The organism is Kitasatospora sp. NPDC018058 (genome assembly GCF_044327205.1).
Lineage (GTDB): Bacteria > Actinomycetota > Actinomycetes > Streptomycetales > Streptomycetaceae > Kitasatospora.
The window spans coordinates 454,917-473,807 of the sequence record NZ_JBIRFA010000002.1 but is presented as its reverse complement, the minus strand read 5'-3'; the positions used below and the strand labels follow the sequence as shown (position 1 = coordinate 473,807).

The 18,891-nt window shown below is 73.1% G+C and carries 19 protein-coding genes; 9 read left to right on the top strand and 10 right to left on the bottom strand.

All coding sequences use genetic code 11. The features are described from left to right. Positions 1 to 6: 6 nt before the first annotated feature. Complete coding sequence (locus tag ACH4E7_RS04755; RefSeq protein WP_396247534.1) at positions 7 to 414, top strand: VOC family protein; 408 nt, start codon at positions 7 to 9, stop codon at positions 412 to 414. A gap of 75 nt (positions 415 to 489) precedes the next feature. Here ACH4E7_RS04755 and ACH4E7_RS04750 read toward each other — a convergent pair whose 3' ends face one another. Together ACH4E7_RS04750 and ACH4E7_RS04745 are read right to left on the bottom strand one after the other, a co-directional pair. Further along, positions 490 to 1,194, bottom strand: coding sequence for a helix-turn-helix domain-containing protein (locus ACH4E7_RS04750; protein ID WP_396247533.1), 705 nt, complete (start codon positions 1,192 to 1,194; stop codon positions 490 to 492). 103 nt (positions 1,195 to 1,297) lie between these two features. Continuing rightward, positions 1,298 to 2,845, bottom strand: a complete 1,548-nt coding sequence (locus ACH4E7_RS04745) for an MFS transporter (protein ID WP_396247532.1) — start codon at positions 2,843 to 2,845, stop codon at positions 1,298 to 1,300. A gap of 228 nt (positions 2,846 to 3,073) precedes the next feature. Here ACH4E7_RS04745 and ACH4E7_RS04740 point away from each other — a divergent pair, with 228 nt between their 5' ends. After that, the gene (locus ACH4E7_RS04740; protein WP_396247531.1) at positions 3,074 to 3,859 is read left to right on the top strand and encodes a TetR/AcrR family transcriptional regulator C-terminal domain-containing protein; all 786 of its coding nucleotides are present in this window, start codon (positions 3,074 to 3,076) and stop codon (positions 3,857 to 3,859) included. 77 nt (positions 3,860 to 3,936) lie between these two features. On the opposite strand, the gene ACH4E7_RS04735 is transcribed toward ACH4E7_RS04740, so the two are convergent. Further along, the gene (locus ACH4E7_RS04735) at positions 3,937 to 4,710 is read right to left on the bottom strand and encodes an isocitrate lyase/phosphoenolpyruvate mutase family protein (protein ID WP_396247530.1); all 774 of its coding nucleotides are present in this window, start codon (positions 4,708 to 4,710) and stop codon (positions 3,937 to 3,939) included. Beyond that, positions 4,707 to 5,960 carry a hypothetical protein gene (locus tag ACH4E7_RS04730; protein WP_396247529.1) on the bottom strand — a complete coding sequence of 418 codons (1,254 nt, stop codon included), beginning with the start codon at positions 5,958 to 5,960 and terminating at the stop codon, positions 4,707 to 4,709. The genes ACH4E7_RS04735 and ACH4E7_RS04730 overlap by 4 nt, the downstream gene beginning before the upstream one ends. A 116-nt stretch (positions 5,961 to 6,076) precedes the next feature. Here ACH4E7_RS04730 and ACH4E7_RS04725 point away from each other — a divergent pair, with 116 nt between their 5' ends. Continuing rightward, the gene (locus tag ACH4E7_RS04725; RefSeq protein WP_396247528.1) at positions 6,077 to 6,823 is read left to right on the top strand and encodes an ArsR/SmtB family transcription factor; all 747 of its coding nucleotides are present in this window, start codon (positions 6,077 to 6,079) and stop codon (positions 6,821 to 6,823) included. A 26-nt stretch (positions 6,824 to 6,849) separates the two neighbouring features. On the opposite strand, the gene ACH4E7_RS04720 is transcribed toward ACH4E7_RS04725, so the two are convergent. The 4 genes from ACH4E7_RS04720 to ACH4E7_RS04705 all read right to left on the bottom strand — a co-directional run bounded on the left by ACH4E7_RS04720 (position 6,850) and on the right by ACH4E7_RS04705 (position 11,480). Then, a complete protein-coding gene (locus ACH4E7_RS04720; RefSeq protein ID WP_396247527.1) occupies positions 6,850 to 7,335 on the bottom strand; it encodes a DinB family protein in 486 nt (161 codons plus the stop codon). Then, a complete protein-coding gene (locus ACH4E7_RS04715) occupies positions 7,335 to 8,132 on the bottom strand; it encodes a VOC family protein (protein WP_396247526.1) in 798 nt (265 codons plus the stop codon). Before ACH4E7_RS04715 ends, ACH4E7_RS04720 begins: the two co-directional genes overlap by 1 nt. 140 nt (positions 8,133 to 8,272) lie before the next feature. Continuing rightward, complete coding sequence (locus tag ACH4E7_RS04710) at positions 8,273 to 10,771, bottom strand: germacradienol/geosmin synthase (RefSeq protein ID WP_396247525.1); 2,499 nt, start codon at positions 10,769 to 10,771, stop codon at positions 8,273 to 8,275. Between the two features lie 361 nt (positions 10,772 to 11,132). Beyond that, on the bottom strand, positions 11,133 to 11,480 hold the full coding sequence (locus tag ACH4E7_RS04705; protein WP_396247524.1) for a DoxX family protein: 348 nt from the start codon (positions 11,478 to 11,480) through the stop codon (positions 11,133 to 11,135). Between the two features lie 262 nt (positions 11,481 to 11,742). Here ACH4E7_RS04705 and ACH4E7_RS04700 point away from each other — a divergent pair, with 262 nt between their 5' ends. Beyond that, on the top strand, positions 11,743 to 12,384 hold the full coding sequence (locus tag ACH4E7_RS04700) for an HhH-GPD-type base excision DNA repair protein (RefSeq protein WP_396247523.1): 642 nt from the start codon (positions 11,743 to 11,745) through the stop codon (positions 12,382 to 12,384). A gap of 68 nt (positions 12,385 to 12,452) precedes the next feature. Continuing rightward, positions 12,453 to 12,749, top strand: coding sequence for a DUF2087 domain-containing protein (locus tag ACH4E7_RS04695; RefSeq protein WP_396247522.1), 297 nt, complete (start codon positions 12,453 to 12,455; stop codon positions 12,747 to 12,749). Positions 12,750 to 12,835: 86 nt separating this feature from the next. Here ACH4E7_RS04695 and ACH4E7_RS04690 read toward each other — a convergent pair whose 3' ends face one another. After that, a complete protein-coding gene (locus ACH4E7_RS04690; RefSeq protein ID WP_396247577.1) occupies positions 12,836 to 14,320 on the bottom strand; it encodes an MFS transporter in 1,485 nt (494 codons plus the stop codon). A gap of 245 nt (positions 14,321 to 14,565) precedes the next feature. Between ACH4E7_RS04690 and ACH4E7_RS04685 the strand changes: the two genes are divergently transcribed. Next, positions 14,566 to 15,531 (top strand): helix-turn-helix transcriptional regulator, encoded by a 966-nt coding sequence (locus ACH4E7_RS04685; protein WP_396247521.1) that lies wholly within the window; start codon positions 14,566 to 14,568, stop codon positions 15,529 to 15,531. Between the two features lie 31 nt (positions 15,532 to 15,562). On the opposite strand, the gene ACH4E7_RS04680 is transcribed toward ACH4E7_RS04685, so the two are convergent. Further along, positions 15,563 to 16,081 carry a YbhB/YbcL family Raf kinase inhibitor-like protein gene (locus ACH4E7_RS04680; RefSeq protein WP_396247520.1) on the bottom strand — a complete coding sequence of 173 codons (519 nt, stop codon included), beginning with the start codon at positions 16,079 to 16,081 and terminating at the stop codon, positions 15,563 to 15,565. A 103-nt stretch (positions 16,082 to 16,184) separates the two neighbouring features. Here ACH4E7_RS04680 and ACH4E7_RS04675 point away from each other — a divergent pair, with 103 nt between their 5' ends. The 3 genes from ACH4E7_RS04675 (at position 16,185) to ACH4E7_RS04665 (ending at position 18,859) form a co-directional block, all read left to right on the top strand. Beyond that, the gene (locus ACH4E7_RS04675; protein WP_396247519.1) at positions 16,185 to 16,898 is read left to right on the top strand and encodes a rhomboid family intramembrane serine protease; all 714 of its coding nucleotides are present in this window, start codon (positions 16,185 to 16,187) and stop codon (positions 16,896 to 16,898) included. 95 nt (positions 16,899 to 16,993) lie between these two features. Next, the gene (locus ACH4E7_RS04670; RefSeq protein ID WP_396247518.1) at positions 16,994 to 18,160 is read left to right on the top strand and encodes a hypothetical protein; all 1,167 of its coding nucleotides are present in this window, start codon (positions 16,994 to 16,996) and stop codon (positions 18,158 to 18,160) included. 402 nt (positions 18,161 to 18,562) lie between these two features. Then, entirely contained in the window at positions 18,563 to 18,859 is a 297-nt protein-coding gene (locus ACH4E7_RS04665; protein ID WP_014136828.1) for a type II toxin-antitoxin system VapB family antitoxin, read from the top strand. Positions 18,860 to 18,891: the final 32 nt, after the last annotated feature.

The window sequence follows — 18,891 nt, the reverse complement described above, 5'->3', positions numbered from 1 at the left end:
GCGACCATGAACAGCGCACCCGCGCCGCAGCTCGCCTTCTTCGGCCTCGCCGTCTCCGACATGGCCGCCTCGGTCGCCTTCTACCGGCGGCTGGGGATCGTCTTCCCCGAGGGCTCCGAGCAGGAGCCGCACGTCGAGGCCGAGCTGCCCGGCGGGCTGCTCCTGGTGCTCGACGCGGAGTCCACCATCCGTTCCTTCCACCCCCACTGGCGGCCGCCGACCGGCAACGGCCGGGCCGCGCTGGCGTTCCGCTGCCAGAGCCCGGCGCACGTGGACGCGGTGTACGAGGAGCTGACCGGCGCCGGGCACCACGGGGAGCTGAAGCCCTGGGACGCCTTCTGGGGCCAGCGGTACGCGACCGTGCACGACCCGGACGGCAACGGGGTCGACCTGCTCGCACCGCTGGCCCGGTGAGTAACCCAGGGCGCTCGCAGCCCTGGGCATCCGACAACTCCCGCCGGGCACGCGACGCGTATGGTCGGAAACGCCCTAGGAGACCAGCAGCGACGTCACCGACTGCCCGGCCAACTCCCGCACCTCGCGCGCCAGATGCGCCTGATCGGCGTAGCCCGTCCGAGCCGCCGTCTCGGCGAGCGGGACGCCGGAGCGGGCCAGCCCGAGGGCACGCTGCAGGCGCAGGATCCGGGCGAGCGTCTTGGGGCCGTAGCCGAAGGCGGCCAGCGAGCGGCGATGCAGCTGCCGGACGCCGAGCCCGACCACCTCGGCCGTCGCCGCGACGCTCCGCCCCGCCGCGAGCGCGCCGGCCACCGCCCGGACCAGCGGGTCCTCCGGCTGGGCCGCGGCCGCCAGGCGCAGCGCCAGCTGCTCCAGCGCGGCGGCCGGGTCGGGCGCCGCGTCGATCCGTTCGGTCAGCCGCCGCACCTCGCCGTCGGGGCGCAGGTCGGCCAGGTCGACCCGCCGGTCCCGCAGTTCGGAGGCCGGCACCCCGAGCAGCGACGGAGCGGCCCCGGGCCGGAACCGGACACCCGCCCACGGCCCGCGCAGCCCGGGACCGGGCCGGAACGCCCGGGTGTCGGGACCGGCGACCAGCAGCCGGCCCTCCGTCCACAGCAGGTCCATGCACCCGTCCGGCAGCACCGGAGCGCCCGCGCCACCGCCCGTACGGTCGGCGCCCTTCGTCCACACCACCGCCCCGGGCAGCCGGGACGCGCGCTCCGCGTAGTCGGTGGACATGCCTCGAAGGCTACGCCCCGGGCGGACCGCCAGGCCCCGGATGGACCGACGGCCCCGGCTGCACGTCGCAGCCGGGGCCGGTGGGGGCGACGCCGGTGGGGGCTCAGCCCACCGCCTCGACGGCGGGCTCGGCGGGCTCGGTGGACCCGGTGGTGGTCTCCTGGCCGGTCTCCTGCCCAGCCGTCTGACCGCCCTCGCCGCGGTCGCGCATCAGCACCAGGGTCAGCACCGCGGCCGCCAGGACGGCGAAGCCGCCGGCCGTGAAGGTGGTCGAGGTCGCGGTGTTGAAGGCCTCGCGGGCCGCGCTCGACAGGGCCCCGTCGCCGGTGGTGGCGGAGAGGGCGAGCGCGTCGGTGATGGCGTGCCGGGCGGGGGCCGGGGCGCCGGTCGGCATCGAGTCGGTGTAGGTGCTGGACAGCACGGTGCCGAGGATGGCCACGCCGAGCGCGGCGCCGGACTGCTGGATGGTGTCGTTGAGCGCGGAGCCGACGCCCGCGTGCTCGCCGGGGATGGAGCCCATCAGGGCGTTGGCGGCGGCCGGCATGCCGAGGCCGGAGCCGATGCCCAGCACCAGCATGGCCAGGGCGACCTTGGTGAAGCCGTCGTCGACCGACAGGGTGGCCAGCAGGGCGAAGCCGCCCGCGATGATCACCATGCCGATCGAGGTCAGCACCCGCGGCTGGAGCTTCTTGCCGAGCGCCGCGCCGATCGCGTTGAAGGCGAGCGAGGCGATGGCCAGCGGGATGAAGGCCAGGCCGGTGTCGGTGGGCGAGAACTCCAGGACGAACTGCAGGTACTGGGTGAGCACCAGCATCAGGCCGCCGGTGGCGAAGGTCAGCAGGACCAGCGAGAAGCTGGCGCCGGTGAAGACCCGGTTGCGGAACAGCGTGAGCGGGACCATCGGCGAGTCGGTGCGGACCTGACGGACGCCGAAGCCGGTCAGCGCGGCGACCGCGACGGCGAGCGAGCCGAGGGTGCCGGGGGCGGTGAAGCCGTCCCGGGGCAGCACGATGATCGACCAGACCAGGGCCGTCATGCCGACCATCGAGAGCAGCATCCCGGGGAAATCGGGCCGACGCCACGGCCCCTTGGACTCCGGCATCAGCACGATCGCCGCGAGGATCGCCACCGCCGCCACCGGCACGTTGATCAGGAACACCGCGCCCCACCAGAAGTGCGCGATCAGCGCGCCGCCCAGCACCGGGCCGCCGATCAGGCCGACCATGGCCACCGCGCTCCAGGCGGCGATCGCCTTGGGCCGCTCCTCGTTGTCGAAGACGGTGATCAGGATGGACAGCGTGCTGGGCATGACCAGCGCGCCGCCGACACCCATCAGGACGCGTCCGGCGATCAGCTGGCCGGGGCTGGTGGCGACCGCCGCGACCAGTGAGGCCGCACCGAACAGCGCCAGGCCGATGATCATCACTTTTCGCCGTCCGAAGCGGTCGGAGAGGCTGCCCGAGGTCAGCAGCAGCCCGGCGAAGACCAGGATGTACGAGTCGATGATCCACTGGATGTCCTGCGCCCCGGCCTTGAGGTCCTCCGCGATCGGCGGGATGGACACCGTGAGCACCATGTTGTCGATCACCAGCACCAGGCTGCTGAGACAGAGCACGACCAGGATGAGCCAGCGACGCGGGTGACGATCCACCGCGATCCCCCTTCGGTATCGGCGCGCCGACCGCAGCCGCGCACAAGTCCTCGCATCGGCGACAGCCGCGCGGAAGTCCGCGTGGGCACGCCGTCCGCCGTCCCCAGCCGTACGGCGTGCGCCACACCGAACACTGTACGGTCGCCGTACAGTGTTCGCAACGCCGTACAGCGTGCGGCGCGGCTTATGCTGAACCGGAAGAACCCGGACCGAGAGCGAGGAGGGCCGATGGCGGCCAGGTCAGAGGACACATCGTCGGACGGTCGACCGGGCCCGGCCGGCTTCCAGTCGCCGTGGAACCGCCCGCCGCGACGGCGGGACCAGCCCGCCCTCAGCCGCGAGCAGATCGTCACCGAGGCGCTCGCACTGCTGGACTCCGACGGCATCGAGGCGCTGAGCATGCGCAAGCTCGGCGCCCGCCTCAACGCCGGCGCCACCTCGCTCTACACCCACGTCGCCAACAAGGACGAACTGCTCGCCCTGGTCGTCGACCAGGTCTTCGGCGAGCTCCCGATGCCGACGGCCGAGGGCGCCGAGGACCCCGAGGTCTGGCGCGCGGCCGTCGTCGACTGCGCCGACAGCATGCGGGCGGCCATCATGCGCCACCCGTGGATGGTCTCGGTGATCGGCGACGTCGGGATGGTCTACCTCGGCCCCAACTGGATGCGGCTCTCCGAATCCCTCCTGGCCCTGATGGAGACCGCCGGTTTCGAACTCGTCGAGGCCAACGAAGCGATGAGCGCGGTCATGGGCTACACCATCGGAACCGCCTGCGTGGAGGCCGCCTGGCTGAGCGCGCTGACCAAGAGCGGCCAGGACGAGCGGGTGTGGATGGAGCAGCTGTTGCCCGCCGTCCTGGAGGCCACCAAGAGCCATCCTCGACTGCACCGGCTGTACGCCACCCAGGTGCAGCAGGAGGTCAACGAGGGCAGCCGGGACAACAGCTTCATCCGTGGCATCGGGGTGATCCTGGACGGCATCGAGGCGACCCGGGCCGCACAGGGCAAGGGCTGAGCCCCACCACCACGGCCCGGGCGGTGCACCGCGAACGCCCGGGCCGTCGATCACCGCCGAGCAGCGCCGAGCAGCGCTCAACTCCCGCTCAGCGCCTGCACATCGGCGTACCCCGGCACCGGACCGACCGCTCCGCCCGAGGCGACGGCGGCCGCCGTGGCCACCGCCGCCGCCAGCGCCGCGCGGTACAGCAGCGAGCCCAGACTGACCCGGGCCACCCCGAGCTCGGCCAGCTCGGCGAGGCCCGGGCCGGTCGGCGTCAGCAGGATGTTGAGCGGGACGGCGACCCTCCCGACCAGCCGGGCGATCGCCTCCGGTTCGGCCAGACCGGGGACGAACACCCCGTCCGCGCCCGCCCGCTGGTAGTGCTCCAGCCGCCGGACGGCCTCCGGCTCCGGGTCCTCGTGCCCGCACCAGTAGGTGTCGGTGCGGGCGTTCACGAACAGCTCCGGCACGGCCGCCTTCACCGCCGCGACCTTCGCCGCGTGAACGGCGGCCGGCGCCAGCGTGCCGTCCGCCCGACCGTCCTCCAGGTTGATGCCGGCCACGCCGGCCTGCGCCAACTCCACGGCCAGTGCGGCGACTTCGTCCGGGTCGTCGCTGAAGCCGGACTCCACGTCGACGCTGAGCAGGAAGCCGTCCCGCCCGAGCCGGCGGGCCAGCCGGACGGTCTCCGCCCGGGTGGCGGCGGCGCCGTCGGGCAGCCCGGCGGCGGCCGCCACGCCCAGGCTGGTGGTGCCGATCGCCGGGTAGCCCTCGGCGGCGAGGGCGACGGCCGAGGCGTGGTCCCAGGCGTTCGGGAGCAGCAGCGGGCGGCCGGGGCGGTGGTGCAGTGCGGCGAACGGGGTCATCGGGCCACCTCCGGGGCCAACTTCCCGACCGAGTCGGCGTAGTAGCCGGACCCACCCAGGTGACAGACGATCTGACGGAAGCTCCAGCCCCGACCCGGCGAGTCGTCCAGGCACCCCTCCGGCAGTGCGGCGACCCGCTGGGCCCAGATCCGCCCGAGCCGGGTGAGCCGGCTGCGGGCCTCGTCCAGGTCGACGGCGGTGAACGGCGCGAGGTCGGCCGGGGTGGTGACGTTGGAGGCGTGCCAGTGATCGGGCTCGGTCGGCTGGCCGGCCAATCGGGCCTCCAACTCGGCCAGGTGATCGAGGAGATGATCGGCCACCCGGCGAACCGCCTTGTGCGGGGTGTAGGTTCGGCCGTCGGCGTTGACGATGGGGCGGCCGTCCCAGGCCGTCCACGTGGCGGCGAGATCGAGCCCATGATCCACCATCTCCGGTACCAATGCGGCGAGTTCGTCCCTGCCGATGTCCCGCGAGGACGGTACGGAGGCGTCCGCCGGGTCCGAGGCGCCGTACAGGATGCCCCCGGCGAGGACCAGCGCGTGCGAGCGGCCCGGGCAGAGCCGGGGCTCGGCGCCGAAGGCCAGCGGCTCGCGGCCCGGCTGCCGGGCGGCTGCGACGTCCAGCAGCACCTGCGCCCCGGCGGGTACGGCGACCCCGCCGACCTCGGTCGCCCGGGCGGCGAACCGGCGCATCACCCGTACCGGAGGGTCCTCCCGCAGGGCGCCGACCAGGCCGTCGGGATGCCGCCGGGCATGCTCGACCAGGGTGGCCGTGGCATCGCAGGCCTGCACGAGCAGGCCGATCCGGTTCGCCGCCGTCTCCTCGTCGGCGTCCCCCATCGCGGGCAGCAGCCGGGCCACCGCCGCATCGGCCTCCGGGTCGTCCGGCGCCGGCTCGAAGTACGCCCGGGACACCGCCTTCACGTCCCGCGCGACGGCCTCCGGCTCGGCCAGCCCGAGCGCCGCCGCCAGCACCCGGACCACCCGCAACCGGACGTCCGTCCCGTAGCCGCCCGCCGCCGCGACCCGCAGCCCGGCCGGGTCCAGCCGCTCCAGGTCGGCCAGCACCAGCGCCCGCCGCCGGGCGTGCGGCTCACCCGCGCTGAACCGGGCGACTGCGGCCCGCAGCCAGGCCACCGTGCCGTACCGGCCGGGCGTCGCGGGCGGCGGGACCAGCGCCGGGTCGGCCAGGGCCGCGATCACGTCCTCGTACCGGGAGAAATGGAGCCGGATCTCCGTCGGGTCACCCATGCGCCCACCTCTCCCCCAGCCTCCGGCCGGGGTACCCCCATCGCTCACTCATGCCGCCATCGTGGCCCCGACTCGTTTCGGCCCCGGCCGAACTGTGCCGGGGCGACCATGGCGGCATGCCCGACCATGGACGCATGCCGCTGGACCACCGGGGCTCCTCGCTCGCCTCCCTCGCCGCCCTGCTCGCCGACCCCACCCGCGCCGAGTTCTGCTCCGCGCTGCTCGACGGCCGCGCCTGGACCGCCGGCGAGCTGGCCCGGTCGGCGGGCGTCGCGCCGTCCACGGCCAGCGAGCACCTGTCCCGGCTGATCGCGGGCGGCCTGCTGACCGAGGAACGGCAGGGCCGGCACCGGTACGTCCGGCTGGCCGGCCCGGCCGTCGCCACTCTGATCGAGGACCTCACCGTCTTCGCCGAGGCCGGCGGCAAGCCCGACCGGGCACCCACCACCCTCCGCGAGGCCACCCGGCAGAGCGCCGAGGCCCGCGCCCGGACCTGCTACGACCACCTGGCCGGCCGCCTCGGCGTGGCCGTCGCCGACGCGCTGCTCGACCGCGGCCTGGTCAGCGACGACGCCGGACTCGCCGTCACCGAGCGCGGCCACGCCTGGCTGGCCGCGCAGGCGATCGAGCTGCCGCCGCGCGCCGGCCGCCCGGGCGCGCGCCCGGTGGTGCGCAGCTGCCTGGACTGGACGGAGCGCCGCAGCCACCTCGGCGGTGCGCTGGGCGCGGCGCTCTGCCGCACCGCCCTGGACCGCGCCTGGGTGGAGCGGATCGGCTCCGGCCGCGCCCTGCGGGTCACCCCGGGTGGCTGCCGGGCGCTGCGCGAACTCCTCGGCGTCGAGGTGTCCGTCGAGGTGTCCTGAGCCCGCTCATCGCGTCCCGGGCCCGCTCAGCCCATCGACTTCGCCCCGTCCAACGACTCCCGGATGATGTCCGCGTGCCCGGCGTGCTGCGCGGTCTCGGCGATCAGGTGCAACAGCACCCGCCGTGCCGACCAGCTCGCCCCCGGCTCGAACCAGGGCGCGGGCGGCAGCGGGTGGGCGAGGTCCAGGTCGGGCAGGCTGCGGACCAGCTCGTCCGTGCCGCGCGCGACCGCCTCGTACGCGTCGAGCAGCCCGGCGAGCGTCTCGCCCTCCGCCATCCGGAACTGGGCCTCCCAGTCCCCGTCGCCGCTGCGCATCGCCTCCGCCCCGCCCGTGATGAACCGCGCCCAGCGCGCCTCGACCGCGGCCACGTGCTTGATCAGGCCGCCCAGGCACAACTCGCTGGCCGTGGTGCGCCGGGCCGCCTGCTCGTCGGTGAGGTCGCCGACGGTGCGGCGCAGCAGGCCGCGGTGCTTGTCCAGGGTCTCGACGAGGTCCTCGCGCTCCCCCATCAGACGTCCACGGTCTTCGGCTGCTCGCCCACGGTCCGGCCGAGGTCGATCAGCCCGAAGGCCGTGCCCTGCTGGTCGCCGACCGCCGCGAACCGGCCGAACGGGCTGTCCATCGGCCCGAAGTACACCGTGCCGCCGCGCGCCGTCAGCCGCTGGATCGTGGCATCGGTGTCGTTCACGGCGAAGTAGACGCTCACGTACGAGGGCGCCTCGGGCGGCAGGAGGCCGCCCTCCGCCCCCATCCGGCCCAGCACCGGCCGGTCGCCGACCTGGAACATCCGGTAGTCGAACTCCGGGGAGTCCATCTTCCTCACGCCGTACGGGAAGACCGCCGGGAAGAAGGCGTCGGCCTTCGCGGGCTCGCGGGTGATGATCTCGGCCCAGCTGTACGCGCCGGGCTCGCCCTGTTTCTCGAAGCCCTCGTGGGTTCCGCCCTGCCAGACGCCGAACACGACCCCGCCCGGGTCCTCGGCGATCACCATCGTGCCGAAGTCGCCGATCGCCATCGGGCCGATGACCACCTTGCCGCCGTTGGCGCGGATCCGCTCGGCGGTGGCGGCGGCGTCCGGGGAGGCGAGGTACAGGCACCAGGCGGACTGCGCCTGGTGGCCGGGCATCGGCGGCACGATCGCGGCCACCGCTCTGCCGTCCGAGTACGCCTGGGTGTAGGTGCCGTACTCCGACGCGCCCTCGCCGAAGGTCCAGCCGAGGACATCGCCGTAGAAGGCCTTGGCGCCCTCCAGGTCGGTGAACGTCACGTCGGCCCAACAGGGTGTGCCCTCAGGTAGCGCAGCCATCTCTCAGCCCTCGTGTGTGGCGATGCGGGCGCGCGTCGGAAGGCGCGCGGCCCCCGACTCGTCAGCGTAGCCACGACGCGGCGCACCCGCGCGGGATGGCCCGCGCGGGTGCGCCTCGGGTGCGCCTCGGGCGTCCCGCCTCAGTTCGCCGGGACCGCCCCGGTCAGCGGCGGGCGCAGCGAGGTCGTGCCGAGGCCGGTCGGGCCGAGCGGTACCGCGCCGGTCACCGCGGCGGCGCTCGGCTCGGGGGCCTGCGCGGCGGGTAGGGGGACCGGCACCGGCGGGACGGGGGCGGCCGGGACGACCGGGGTCGCCGGTGCCTCGGGCGCCTCAGGGGCCGCCGCCCGCGCCCGGACCGCGTTCGCGAGGTCCCGCTCGGCACCGAAGTGCCGCTCCAGGTCCTCCGTGCGGTAGCGGCGGCAGTCCTGGTGCCACTTCAGGACGCCCGCGAGCCAGTTCTCCAGCTCCGTGACGTACCCGGCGAGCAGCTTCCGGGCGGCCGGGTCCAGCCCGAGGTCCTCGAACATCACCGGGAGTTCCTGCTGCGAGACGTGCTGGAACTGCTCCAGCCGCGAGTGCATCAGGTCGTCGACGATCCGGACCGCCGCCGGATAGTCGCAGTTGAAGAAGTTCTGCACCACCAGCACGATGTTGTGCAGCTCGCCCTCGTACTCGACCTCCTTCTGGTACGAGAACACGTCGTTGATCATGCACCCGTAGTCCATGGCGGAGTTCTCCAGCGCGCGCATCGAGCCGTGCCGGTACACCTCCTCCGGCACGGTCCGCCCGTGCGACAGCCGGCTGAGGCCCGTGGTGAGCTCGGAGCCGAAGGTGGTGCGGCGCATCTCCAGGTAGTCGACCGGGTCCGGGATCCGGTTCTGGATCTGGTTGCTGAGCTCCCAGATCCAGCTGGCCGTCATCACCTCGACCGATTCGCGGAACCGGCCCCGGGCCTCGACGGTCATCGCGCCGGTGGTCCGCTCCCAGATGTCGGCGAGGGCGCGCTCCAGTGCGTTGGCCGGCTCGGGCACCGGGCCGCCGTCCACCGGCATGAACAGCGACAGCCGCGCGTTGGCGGCCTTGGCACCGGCCAGGTCGCGGGCGCGTCCGAAGACCTTCGGATAGTAGTCGTCGGCCCAGGTGCCCCAGGCCAACCACGCTGAGGAGATGTCGAGTTGGTCGGCGGTGGCGTCCGGGAAGATGCCGGCCGCGCAGAGCGGGAGGTCGTAGTCGCGCATCGACTCGGCGTCCCAGATGCCGGATCCGGGGATGTCGGGGTGAGCCGACAGCAGGCCCATCCGCTCGGCCCACTCGATCACCCGCTCCCGGGCGCCGTCCAGGTGCGGGCTCAGGGAGAGACTGAACGGCAGCTTGAACTCCGGCAGTCGGGACGGGCCGACGGTCTGGAACGGCACATGCCCGTGCGAGCGCGCCCGCCGCTCGGTGGACGCGGCGTGGGGCGCCGGGGTCGCCGGGGGAGCGCCCGTCACCGCACCGCTGCGAAGGATGTCCAGCGCCGAGGTGCCGATGCCGCCGATCGCGTACCGGTCCCACCAGTTGCCGGAACCGGACAGCCCGGGCAGCCCGCCGCCGGTGCCGGGAGCCACCTCGCCGGCCGAACCCGACGCCGCGCCACCGCCGTTCCCGCCGCTTCCGTTCATGTACCGACTGGAGCGCATGTGCCACTCGTGCCCGCCGGACTGCCAGTCCTGCAGGCCCTTGACGTACACCATCACCCGGGCGCGGCCCCCGGCGTCGAGCCCGGTCTCCGCGAACAGCACCGGCAGTTCGGTGAACACGGTGTTCTCGAACTGCTGGAGCCGCGAGGTGAGCAGGTCGTTGACCGCCTCGGCGGCGGCCTGGGTGGAGCACTCCAGGAAGCGCTCCAGCACCAGGATGCCGTTGCTCAGCTCGCCCTCGTCCTCGACCTCGCGCTGGTACGAGAAGATGTCGTTGCGCAGGTGCACCCCGTCGGAGAAGGCGTCCATCAGCACCCGCAGCGCACGCGAGCCCGACACCTCCTGCGGCACCTCGGCGCCGGCCGCGTACTCGACCAGCTGGGCGGACCACGGCGCGCCGCCGACCTTGCGCCGCATCTCGATGTACTCGACCGGGTTGGCCACCCGGCCGGCGTTGATGTTGGAGAGCTCCCACAGCGATTCGTCGAGCAGGTTGCGGGTGCTCTCGGCGAACCGGACCCTCCAGTCCTCGCCCATCGCCGGCACGGTGCGCCGCCACAGGTCGGCCAGCCCCGCCTCGACCGGGTTCTCCGGCTCGGGCATCGGAGTGGTCGGGTCGGCCGGCATGAACAGCGGCAGCCGGTCGAGGTGCGCCTTGCCGGCCTCACGGTCGTTGGTGCGCTTGTACATGTCGAGGAAGTGGTCGTCGAAGAAGAAGACCCAGACGTACCAGTCGGTGACCAGCGACAGCGCCTCGACGGAGGCGTCGGGGTGGGTGTAGGCGCAGAGCAGGCCGTAGTCGTGGGCGGCCAGGTCGGCCTGGTCCCAGATGCCCGATCCCTCCAGCATGCCCATCTCCCGGGCCCAGTCGGTGGAGTGGGCCCGGGCCTCGTCCAGATGGGGGTTGAGGCGTGCCGGGTGCGGCACGTAGAAGGACGGCAGTTCGAACGGCTGGGTCACGGCGGGCGAGCCTTTCTGGACGCGTCGATTGGACCAAGAATGACCCGCCGTCAGGTCGCCGCACCGGCACAACAGGAACAGTCATATGAGATGACCCACCCGCTCGAATCCCCTCTCGAACTCCCGCCCGAACTCCAGCCCGAACGATCGGTCGCCCCCGGATCGCCCGTGCGAGGCTCGGATCGCCACCCCCACCGGTGACTTCACCCCGCACCCACGCCACCACGACCACCCGGCCGGCCGAGCGCCCACCCCTCCCACGCCCCGCCCGCACCCCCTCCCACGCCCCCGACTCCCCACGGAAGCACCACGGCAGGGGCGGATCACCGAAGTGATCCGCCCCTGCCGCAGTCGGCCCCGGTCAGGCCGCGATCCCCAGGACGAGGGAGGCGACGGCCGGTGCCATGTAGATCAGCGGGAAGGGGATGTGGGCGTAGGCACGGGCGCGGGCGACGGTGGCGACGGCGCCGAGGAAGTAGAGGACGATGCCGACGGCGGCGGCGTAGCCGAGGGCCGGGACGGCGAGGCCGACCAGGAGGCCGAGGGCGCCGGCGGCCTTGGCGACGCCGAGCCAGGTCCACCAGGCGCGCGGGACGCCGTACTCGGCGAGGGGGCCCACGACGTACTCGGCCTTGGCGAAGACGGAGTAGGCCGAGAAGCCGACCATGAGGGCGCCGAGGACGGTGACGATGATGTAGGCGACGGACATTGTGTGCTCCCCGTTTCAGTGGCTGGTCGGTCGGACACAGCACTGACCCGTCACGCGTCACGGATGTGACAGGCGCGGACAAAAATTTTTCCGCGCCCCTCCGAAGAGCCCCCAACAACCGTTCCGCCAACGAACAATACAAGCCCGGCAAGGCCGGGGCACCAAGACTTCCCCCGATGCGGGCGTGTTGACGGCGTCCGCCCACGCCGCGTCCATAAGACTGGGCGCCGACCCGACGTCAACTCCGAGAAGGGCACACCCCATGAACGTCACCGTCCGGCTCGCCCAGCAGCCCGAGGCCGACGAACTGCTCGGACGGAGTGCGCTCGCCGCGCTCGTCGGCATGCTGCTGGACCAACAGGTGCCGATGGAATGGGCGTTCACCGGCCCGCTGACCATCGCCCAGCGCCTCGGCCGGGACGACCTCGACGCCCACGAGATCGCCACCTACAACCCGGCGGAGTTCGTCGCCCTGCTCTCCGCGAAACCGGCCGTCCACCGCTACCCGGCCGCGATGGCCAAACGGGTGCAGCAGCTGTGCCAGTTCCTCGTCGCGCAGCACGACGGCAATGCCGCCGCGCTGTGGAAGGACGCCCGCACCGGCAAGGAGCTGCTCAGCCGCCTCAACGCCCTCCCCGGCTTCGGCAAGCAGAAGTCGCAGATCTTCCTGGCCCTGCTCGGCAAGCAGTACGGCGTGCGGCCGGAGGGCTGGCGCGAGGCGGCCGGCGCGTACGGCGAGGAGGGCGCGCACCGCTCGGTCGCCGACATCACCGGCCCCGAATCACTCACCCTGGTAAGGGAGTTCAAGCAGGAGATGAAGCGCGTCGCGAAGGAGGCGAAAGCCGCCGCCAAGCCCCGCACCACGTCCCGGACGACCGCCGCGGCCGCGACCGGCAGCTGCTGAGCCGGCCGCGGGACGACGGCGTCGAAAACCGATTGCCCGGCCCCGCCCCACCGGGCGACGCTTCCGGCATGACCGCATCCGCCTCCGCCTCCGCACGCCACAGCGTGTCCGCGCTCTTCACCCCCGACGGGCGCCTGACCGCCATCCCCCGCAAGGCGGCCCGCCGGGAGCGGCTGCTGGCCCATCTCGCCGAGACCCTGTTCGAGCCGGGCCGCAGCTACACCGAGGCCGAGGTCAACGACGCCCTGCGCACCGTGCACGACGACGCCCCCGCCCTGCGCCGCGACCTGGTCGAGGCAGGCCACCTGGCCCGCCCCAGGGACGGCAGCAGCTACCAGCGGGTCCCGGCACCCGGACACCCGTAGCGGGCGGCACGGCCCGCGGTGCACCGAGGGCCCCGGCCGCAGAAGCGCGACCGAGGCCCTCGTCGGGAACCGCGTCAGGACCCGGGTCAGACCAGTACGGTCTCCCGCTCCTCCGCCGCGTCCTCGGCCGCGGCGACGACCCCCGCCGCCGCCCGCTTGCGCGGCAGCGCGAACATCAGCAGGAACACCACCAGCAGCACCCCGGCGACCCACCACAGCGCGTTGGTGAACGCCCCGCCGAAGGCCGCCCCGACCGCGTCCGGCGCGACCACGTCGTCCATCGCCCCGAAGAAGGCCACCGACACCAACCCGAGCCCGAGCGCGTTGCCCACCTGCTGCACGGTGTTGATCAGACCCGAGGCCGACCCGGCGTGCCGGCGCGGCACCTCGGACAGCACCGCGTCGGTGATCGGCGCGACGATCAGCCCCATCCCGAGGCCCATCACCACCAGCGGCAGCGCCATCTGCCAGGGCGCGATCGACGTCCCGTACCGGTCCGCCTCCCAGATGTAGGTGAGCACACCCGCCGCCATCACCAGCGCGCCCGCCTGGAGCACCTTCCGCCCGAACCGCGGCACCAGCTTCTGCACCGACAGCCCGGCCGCCGTGGAGACCGCGAGCGAGAACGGGATGCCGGTCGCCCCGGCCTTGAGCGGGCTCCAGCCCAGTCCGACCTGCATGTAGAGCGTCCAGACCAGGAAGAAGATGCCGAGCGCCACGCCGAAGGCCAGCTGCACGCAGATCCCGGCCGCGAAGCTCTTCACCCGGAACAGCGACAGCTCCACCAGCGGCGAGCCGTCCCGCCGGGTCTTGGCCTTCTCGTACACCACGAACAGCACGAACACCGGCAGGCTCCCGGCCATCGACGCATAACCCCAGAGCGGCCAGCCGGCCTCCCGGCCGTGGGTCAGCGGGTAGATCAGCATCAGCAGGCCGAGGCTGGCCAGCACCACGCCGACCAGGTCCAGCTTCAGCGCGTGCTCGGCCTTGGACTCGTCGATGAAGCGGCGGCCGAGCAGCAGCCCGGCGATGCCGACCGGCAGGTTGATCAGGAAGATCGGCCGCCAGGCCAGGCCCAGCAGGTCCCACTCGGTGAGCAGCGCGCCGATCATCGGACCGGAGACCGCGCCCAGCCCGACCACTGCGCCGAACATGCCGAACACCTTGCCGCGCTCCTCCGCCGGGAAGGTCGCGTGGATGATCGACAGCACCTGCGGCACCATCAGCGCCGCCGTACCGCCCTGCAGCAGCCGCATCCCGACCAGCATCTCCGGGCCGGAGGCCAGCCCGCACAGCGCGGAGGCCAGGGTGAAGCCGCCGATCCCGATCAGGAACAGCCGCTTGCGGCCGTGGATGTCGCCCAGCCGGCCGCCGGTGATCAGGCCGATCGCGAAGGCCAGCGCATAGCCGCCGGTGACCCACTGGATGGCGCTGAACGAGGCGCCGGTGTCCTGCTGGATGCTCGGGATGGCGATGTTGACGATGGTCACGTCCACCAGGTCCATGAAGGAGGCGACCATCACGATCGCCAGCGCGATCCACCTCCGCCGGTCGGCTCCCGCCGTGGTCATTGCGTACTCCTCGCTCGTCTGCTGCACGTCCACGACAGTACGGGCCATGTAGGTCAGAATCTGTCCCAGTTCATCCGGCATGCTGGACGGCATGAGCGAGCGCAGCGAGCGAATCGATCAGAGGCGCGCGTGGGCGAATGCCCCCGCCGAGCGAAGCGAGGAGGGCGCATGAGCGAGCGCAGCGAGCGAATCGATCAGAGGCGCGCGTGGGCGAATGCCCCCGCCGAGCGAAGCGAGGAGGGCGCATGAGCGACACCCCGGCCCGACTGCTGAACCTGCTGTCCCTGCTGCAGACCCCCCGCGAGTGGCCCGGCAGCGAACTCGCCGAACGGCTCGGCGTCAGCCCCCGCACCATCCGGCGCGACATCGACCGGCTGCGCGACCTCGGCTACCCGGTGCAGGCCACCATGGGCGCGGACGGCGGCTACCGGCTGGTGGCAGGCACCGCGATGCCGCCGCTGCTGCTGGACGACGAGGAGGCGGTGGCCATCGCGGTCGGGCTCCGCGCGGCCGCCGGACACGCGGTGGTCGGCATCGAGGAGGCCTCGGTACGGGCCCTCGGCAAGCTGCTCCAGGTGTTGCCCAGCCGGCTGCGGCACCGGGTCGGCACCCTCAACACCGCCACCATGCCGCTGCTCACCGGGGACGGCCCGACCGTCGACCCGGAGGACCTCACCGTGCTCGCCCGCGCCGTCACCGCCCGGGAGCGGCTGCGCTTCGCCTACCGGGCCTACGACGGCACCGAGACCAGACGGCAGGTCGAACCCGAGCGGCTGGTCTCGGCCGGCCGCCGCTGGTACCTGGTCGGCTACGACCTGGACCGCGACGACTGGCGGCTCTTCCGGGTCGACCGGATCGCCGACCCGTTCGCCACCGGCGCCCGCTTCACCCCGCGCCCGCTCCCCGCCGAGGACGCCGCCGCGTACGTGGCGAGCAAGCTGCGCCGCCCGTCCCCCGTCGTCACCGTGGTCGCCACCGTGCACGCCCCGCTCGCGACCGTCCGGAGCCGCTTCAAGCCCAACGACTCCGAGATCGAACCGATCGACGCCACCACCTGCCGGCTGCGCTCCAACGCCGACTCCCTGGAGTGGACGGCGATGCGGCTGCTGATGCTGGACTGCGCCTTCGAGGTGCACGAGCCGCCGGAGCTGCGCAAGCACCTGCGCATCCTCGCGGAACGGGCCAACCTGGCGGCGGAAAGCGGTAGCTAGAGCGCGGCCGGACGTTCGGGCGCCAAGGCGCTCAGACCCCGTACTCGCCCGTCAGCAGCGCCCGCCCCAGCGTGTGGAAGGTCAGGTTGAAGCCCACCTGGGCCGGCGGGGTGTCGGCGGTGACGTCGAGCTTCTCCACGTCCAGCGCGTGCACCGCGAACACGTACCGGTGCGGGGCGCCGGGCGGCGGGGCGGCGCCGTCGTACTTGTTGCCCGGGAAGTCGTTGCGCCCGTGGAAGGAGGCGGCGCCCGGCAGGCTCTCGTCCGACGAACCGGCGCCGCGCGGCAGTTCAGTGGTGTCGGCGGGCAGGTTGAGGGCGAGCCAGTGCCACCAGCCGGAGCCGGTCGGGGCGTCGGGGTCGTAGCAGGTGACCGCGATGCTCTTGGTGCCCTCAGGCAGGCCCGACCAGGCCAGCTGCGGCGAGAGGTTGCCGCCGGCGTAGATGAACTCCTGGCCCAGCGTGGCGCCTTCGGTGATGTCCTGGCTGCTCAGCGGGAAGGACGGCACCTGCGGCAGGAACTCGTAAGGCAGCGGCGGACGAACACTCATGGGGTGGTCACCTCTCAACGGGCCCGTGACGGCCACGGACTGACCGTCACGAATCACTGTAATGGGGTGCACGTCCGATTCCGCCGCCCCTAAAGTCGAGGTCATGGCCTCGGAGCACCGCAACAGCACGGCAAGCACGCTCGACCCCGTCCAGATGATCGCGGACGCCCGGCGGGCGCTCTTCACCATGGTCGGAGTGCTGGCGGCGATCTGGTCGATCCAGTTGGTGAACTGGATGGACGACTACGAACTCGGCAAGCGCTTCGGGATCATCCCGCAGGATCCGGGCCGGCTGCCGAACATCGTCACCGCGCCGTTCCTGCACTGGAACTGGGCCCACCTGGAGGCCAACTCCGGCCCGCTGTTCGTCTTCGGCTTCCTGGCGGCCTACCGCGGGGTCAAGAAGTTCCTCGGCCTGACCCTGCTGGTCGCCCTGACCAGCGAGTTGACCTCCTGGGTCTTCGACAGCCCGAACCGGATCGGCGCCGGCGCCAGCGGCGTGGTGTTCGGCTACTTCGGCTACGTGGTGCTGCGCGGGATCTTCGACCGCAACCTGATCGACACCCTGATCGGCGTGGTGCTCGGTGCCTCCTACGCCTACATGGTCACCAGCGCCCTGCCCGGCGTCGCCCCGGGCATCAGCTGGTCGGCCCACCTGGGCGGCCTGGTCGGCGGTCTCGCCGGCGCCTGGATCTTCCGTAACCGCACGCCCCGCCCCACCCCCGCGCCCAAGTCCAACGCCAAGGCCGGTCCCACCACCGACCCGAGCAGCCCCAACGCCGCCCTGCTCAAGGAACTCGACGACCTCGGCCTGTAGGCCACCCGGGGAGCCCGGCGGGCCAGGTATAGACCATTCCCAACTCCTGCGACTAGCGTGAACAGCGCATCCGCCCCCAGCTCCGGAGCCGCACCGTGGAGTCGTCCGTCCTCGCCTTCGCCACCGACCTGCTCGACGAGGGCGCCGACACCTTCTTCGGCAACCTCACCGACCGCGCCGGGGTCGGCGGCGTCACCCTGGCCTCGGTCTACCACGAGGCGCGCGACGTCTTCCCGCACAACCCCCGCCGGGTGATCCGCTACCTGGAGCCGGGCGCGGCCTACTTCCGCCCCGACCCGGCCCGCTGGCGGGGCCGCCGCCTGGCGCCCGTCCCGTCCACCGCGATCAGCGACCGCGACCCCTTCGCCGAGGCCGCCGCCGAGGCCGGTCGGCGCGGCCTGAAGCTGCACGCCTGGACGGTGTTCTGCCACAACGACCGGCTCGGCTTCGCCCACCCCGACTGCGCCCCGGCCAACGCCTTCGGCGACCGCCACCTCACCGAGCTCTGCCCGGCCGCCCCGGAGGTCCGCGAGTACGCGCTGACCCTGGTCGCCGAACTGGCCCGGTACGGCGTAGACGCGATCCGCGCCGAGTCCCTGCACTTCCACGGCCTGCGCCACGGCTACCACCACGAGCGCTACCTCGAGGAGCTGGGCCCGACCGCCGAGGCCCTGCTCGGCGTCTGCTTCTGCCCGCACTGCCGCGCCGCCGCCACCCGCGCCGGTGTCCCGGCCGAACAGGCCGCCGAGGCGGTACGGACCGAGCTGCGCCGCCGGCTGGCCGACCAGGAGGCCGCCGCCGAGCCCGCCGACCTGAGCGCCCTCGCCGACGGCGCCTTCGCCGCCTACGTGGACGCCTCCGCCGCCACCGTCACCGCCCTCGCCGCCGACCTCACCGAACAGGCCCGCCGGCACGGCATGCGGCTGAGCTTCATGGACGGCGACGGCCCCGGCAAGGGCTGGCTGTCCGGCATCGACCTGCCCGCCCTCGTCGAGGTCACCGACCAGATCGAGACCCTCGGCTACGCCAGGACTCCGGAGGCCGTCCGGGAGAAACTCTCCGCCTTCGCCCTGCACGGCGTCCGCCCGCAGCGGATGGCGGTGATCCTGCGCCCGACGGCCTCGGACTGCGACGGCCCGGAGAACCTCGCCGCCAAGATCGCCATCCTGCGCGAACTCGGCGTCCCCGAGGTCGAGTTCTACAACTACGGCCTGATGCGGCTGTCCTCGCTCGACCGGATCGGCGCCGCGCTCTCCGACTGAGGGCCCTCCGGGCGGGAACCCTCCGGCCGGGGCTCACCGCCGCCGCTCGGACGTTCCGAACAGACTGCGCGAGATCTCCTGCCCGAGCCGCCGCCCGGCCGAGCGCGTGGAACTCGGCCGGGCAGCCCTGCGGCGTCCACTGCTGCCCGACCTCGGCGGCACGCGAGCCGGTGCGCTCGCCCGGCGGGGTGAGGGCGGCGAACACCGGTGCACACTCCTGGGCGGATCGGGACGCGGGACCGGAACGCTTCGGATTCAGGACCGGAAACCGATCGGAACCGAGCTGATGTTCGCGACATTTCCCACCAAACAGCCGCATTCGTCCATCCGCAGTTCACACCCGTGCGCGTGGCGGCGCCGCGGCTGCTGCGCCATCCGCCGCCCAAACGGTAGGCTTTCCGTGTGATCTTCAAGCGCATCGGCAACGGGCGGCCGTACCCGGATCACGGCCGGACGAGCACCCGCCAGTGGGCTGACGTCGCCCCACGTCCGGTGCGGCTCGACCAGCTGGTGACCACCAAGGGCCAACTCGATCTGGAAACCCTGCTGGCCGAGGACTCGACCTTCTACGGGGACCTCTTCGCCCACGTGGTGAAGTGGCGCGGAGACCTCTACCTGGAGGACGGGCTGCACCGGGCCGTACGGGCCGCGCTGCAACAGCGCCAGGTGCTGCACGCCCGCGTCCTCGAAATGGACTGACGGCGCCCCACCCCGGGACACCCACCCAGGAC

Excerpts from the sequence above, each read along its gene's own strand:
- ACH4E7_RS04685 (WP_396247521.1), top strand. The coding sequence starts at position 14,566 with ATGAGCGACACCCCGGCCCGACTGCTGAACCTGCTGTCCCTGCTGCAG.
- ACH4E7_RS04705 (WP_396247524.1), bottom strand. The coding sequence starts at position 11,480 with ATGTCCGTCGCCTACATCATCGTCACCGTCCTCGGCGCCCTCATGGTC.
- ACH4E7_RS04675 (WP_396247519.1), top strand. The coding sequence starts at position 16,185 with ATGGCCTCGGAGCACCGCAACAGCACGGCAAGCACGCTCGACCCCGTC.
- ACH4E7_RS04695 (WP_396247522.1), top strand. The coding sequence starts at position 12,453 with ATGACCGCATCCGCCTCCGCCTCCGCACGCCACAGCGTGTCCGCGCTC.
- ACH4E7_RS04730 (WP_396247529.1), bottom strand. The coding sequence starts at position 5,960 with ATGGGTGACCCGACGGAGATCCGGCTCCATTTCTCCCGGTACGAGGAC.
- ACH4E7_RS04755 (WP_396247534.1), top strand. The coding sequence starts at position 7 with ATGAACAGCGCACCCGCGCCGCAGCTCGCCTTCTTCGGCCTCGCCGTC.
- ACH4E7_RS04700 (WP_396247523.1), top strand. The coding sequence starts at position 11,743 with ATGAACGTCACCGTCCGGCTCGCCCAGCAGCCCGAGGCCGACGAACTG.
- ACH4E7_RS04750 (WP_396247533.1), bottom strand. The coding sequence starts at position 1,194 with ATGTCCACCGACTACGCGGAGCGCGCGTCCCGGCTGCCCGGGGCGGTG.
- ACH4E7_RS04725 (WP_396247528.1), top strand. The coding sequence starts at position 6,077 with ATGCCCGACCATGGACGCATGCCGCTGGACCACCGGGGCTCCTCGCTC.
- ACH4E7_RS04715 (WP_396247526.1), bottom strand. The coding sequence starts at position 8,132 with ATGGCTGCGCTACCTGAGGGCACACCCTGTTGGGCCGACGTGACGTTC.
- ACH4E7_RS04680 (WP_396247520.1), bottom strand. The coding sequence starts at position 16,081 with ATGAGTGTTCGTCCGCCGCTGCCTTACGAGTTCCTGCCGCAGGTGCCG.
- ACH4E7_RS04740 (WP_396247531.1), top strand. The coding sequence starts at position 3,074 with ATGGCGGCCAGGTCAGAGGACACATCGTCGGACGGTCGACCGGGCCCG.
- ACH4E7_RS04720 (WP_396247527.1), bottom strand. The coding sequence starts at position 7,335 with ATGGGGGAGCGCGAGGACCTCGTCGAGACCCTGGACAAGCACCGCGGC.
- ACH4E7_RS04735 (WP_396247530.1), bottom strand. The coding sequence starts at position 4,710 with ATGACCCCGTTCGCCGCACTGCACCACCGCCCCGGCCGCCCGCTGCTG.
- ACH4E7_RS04690 (WP_396247577.1), bottom strand. The coding sequence starts at position 14,320 with ATGACCACGGCGGGAGCCGACCGGCGGAGGTGGATCGCGCTGGCGATC.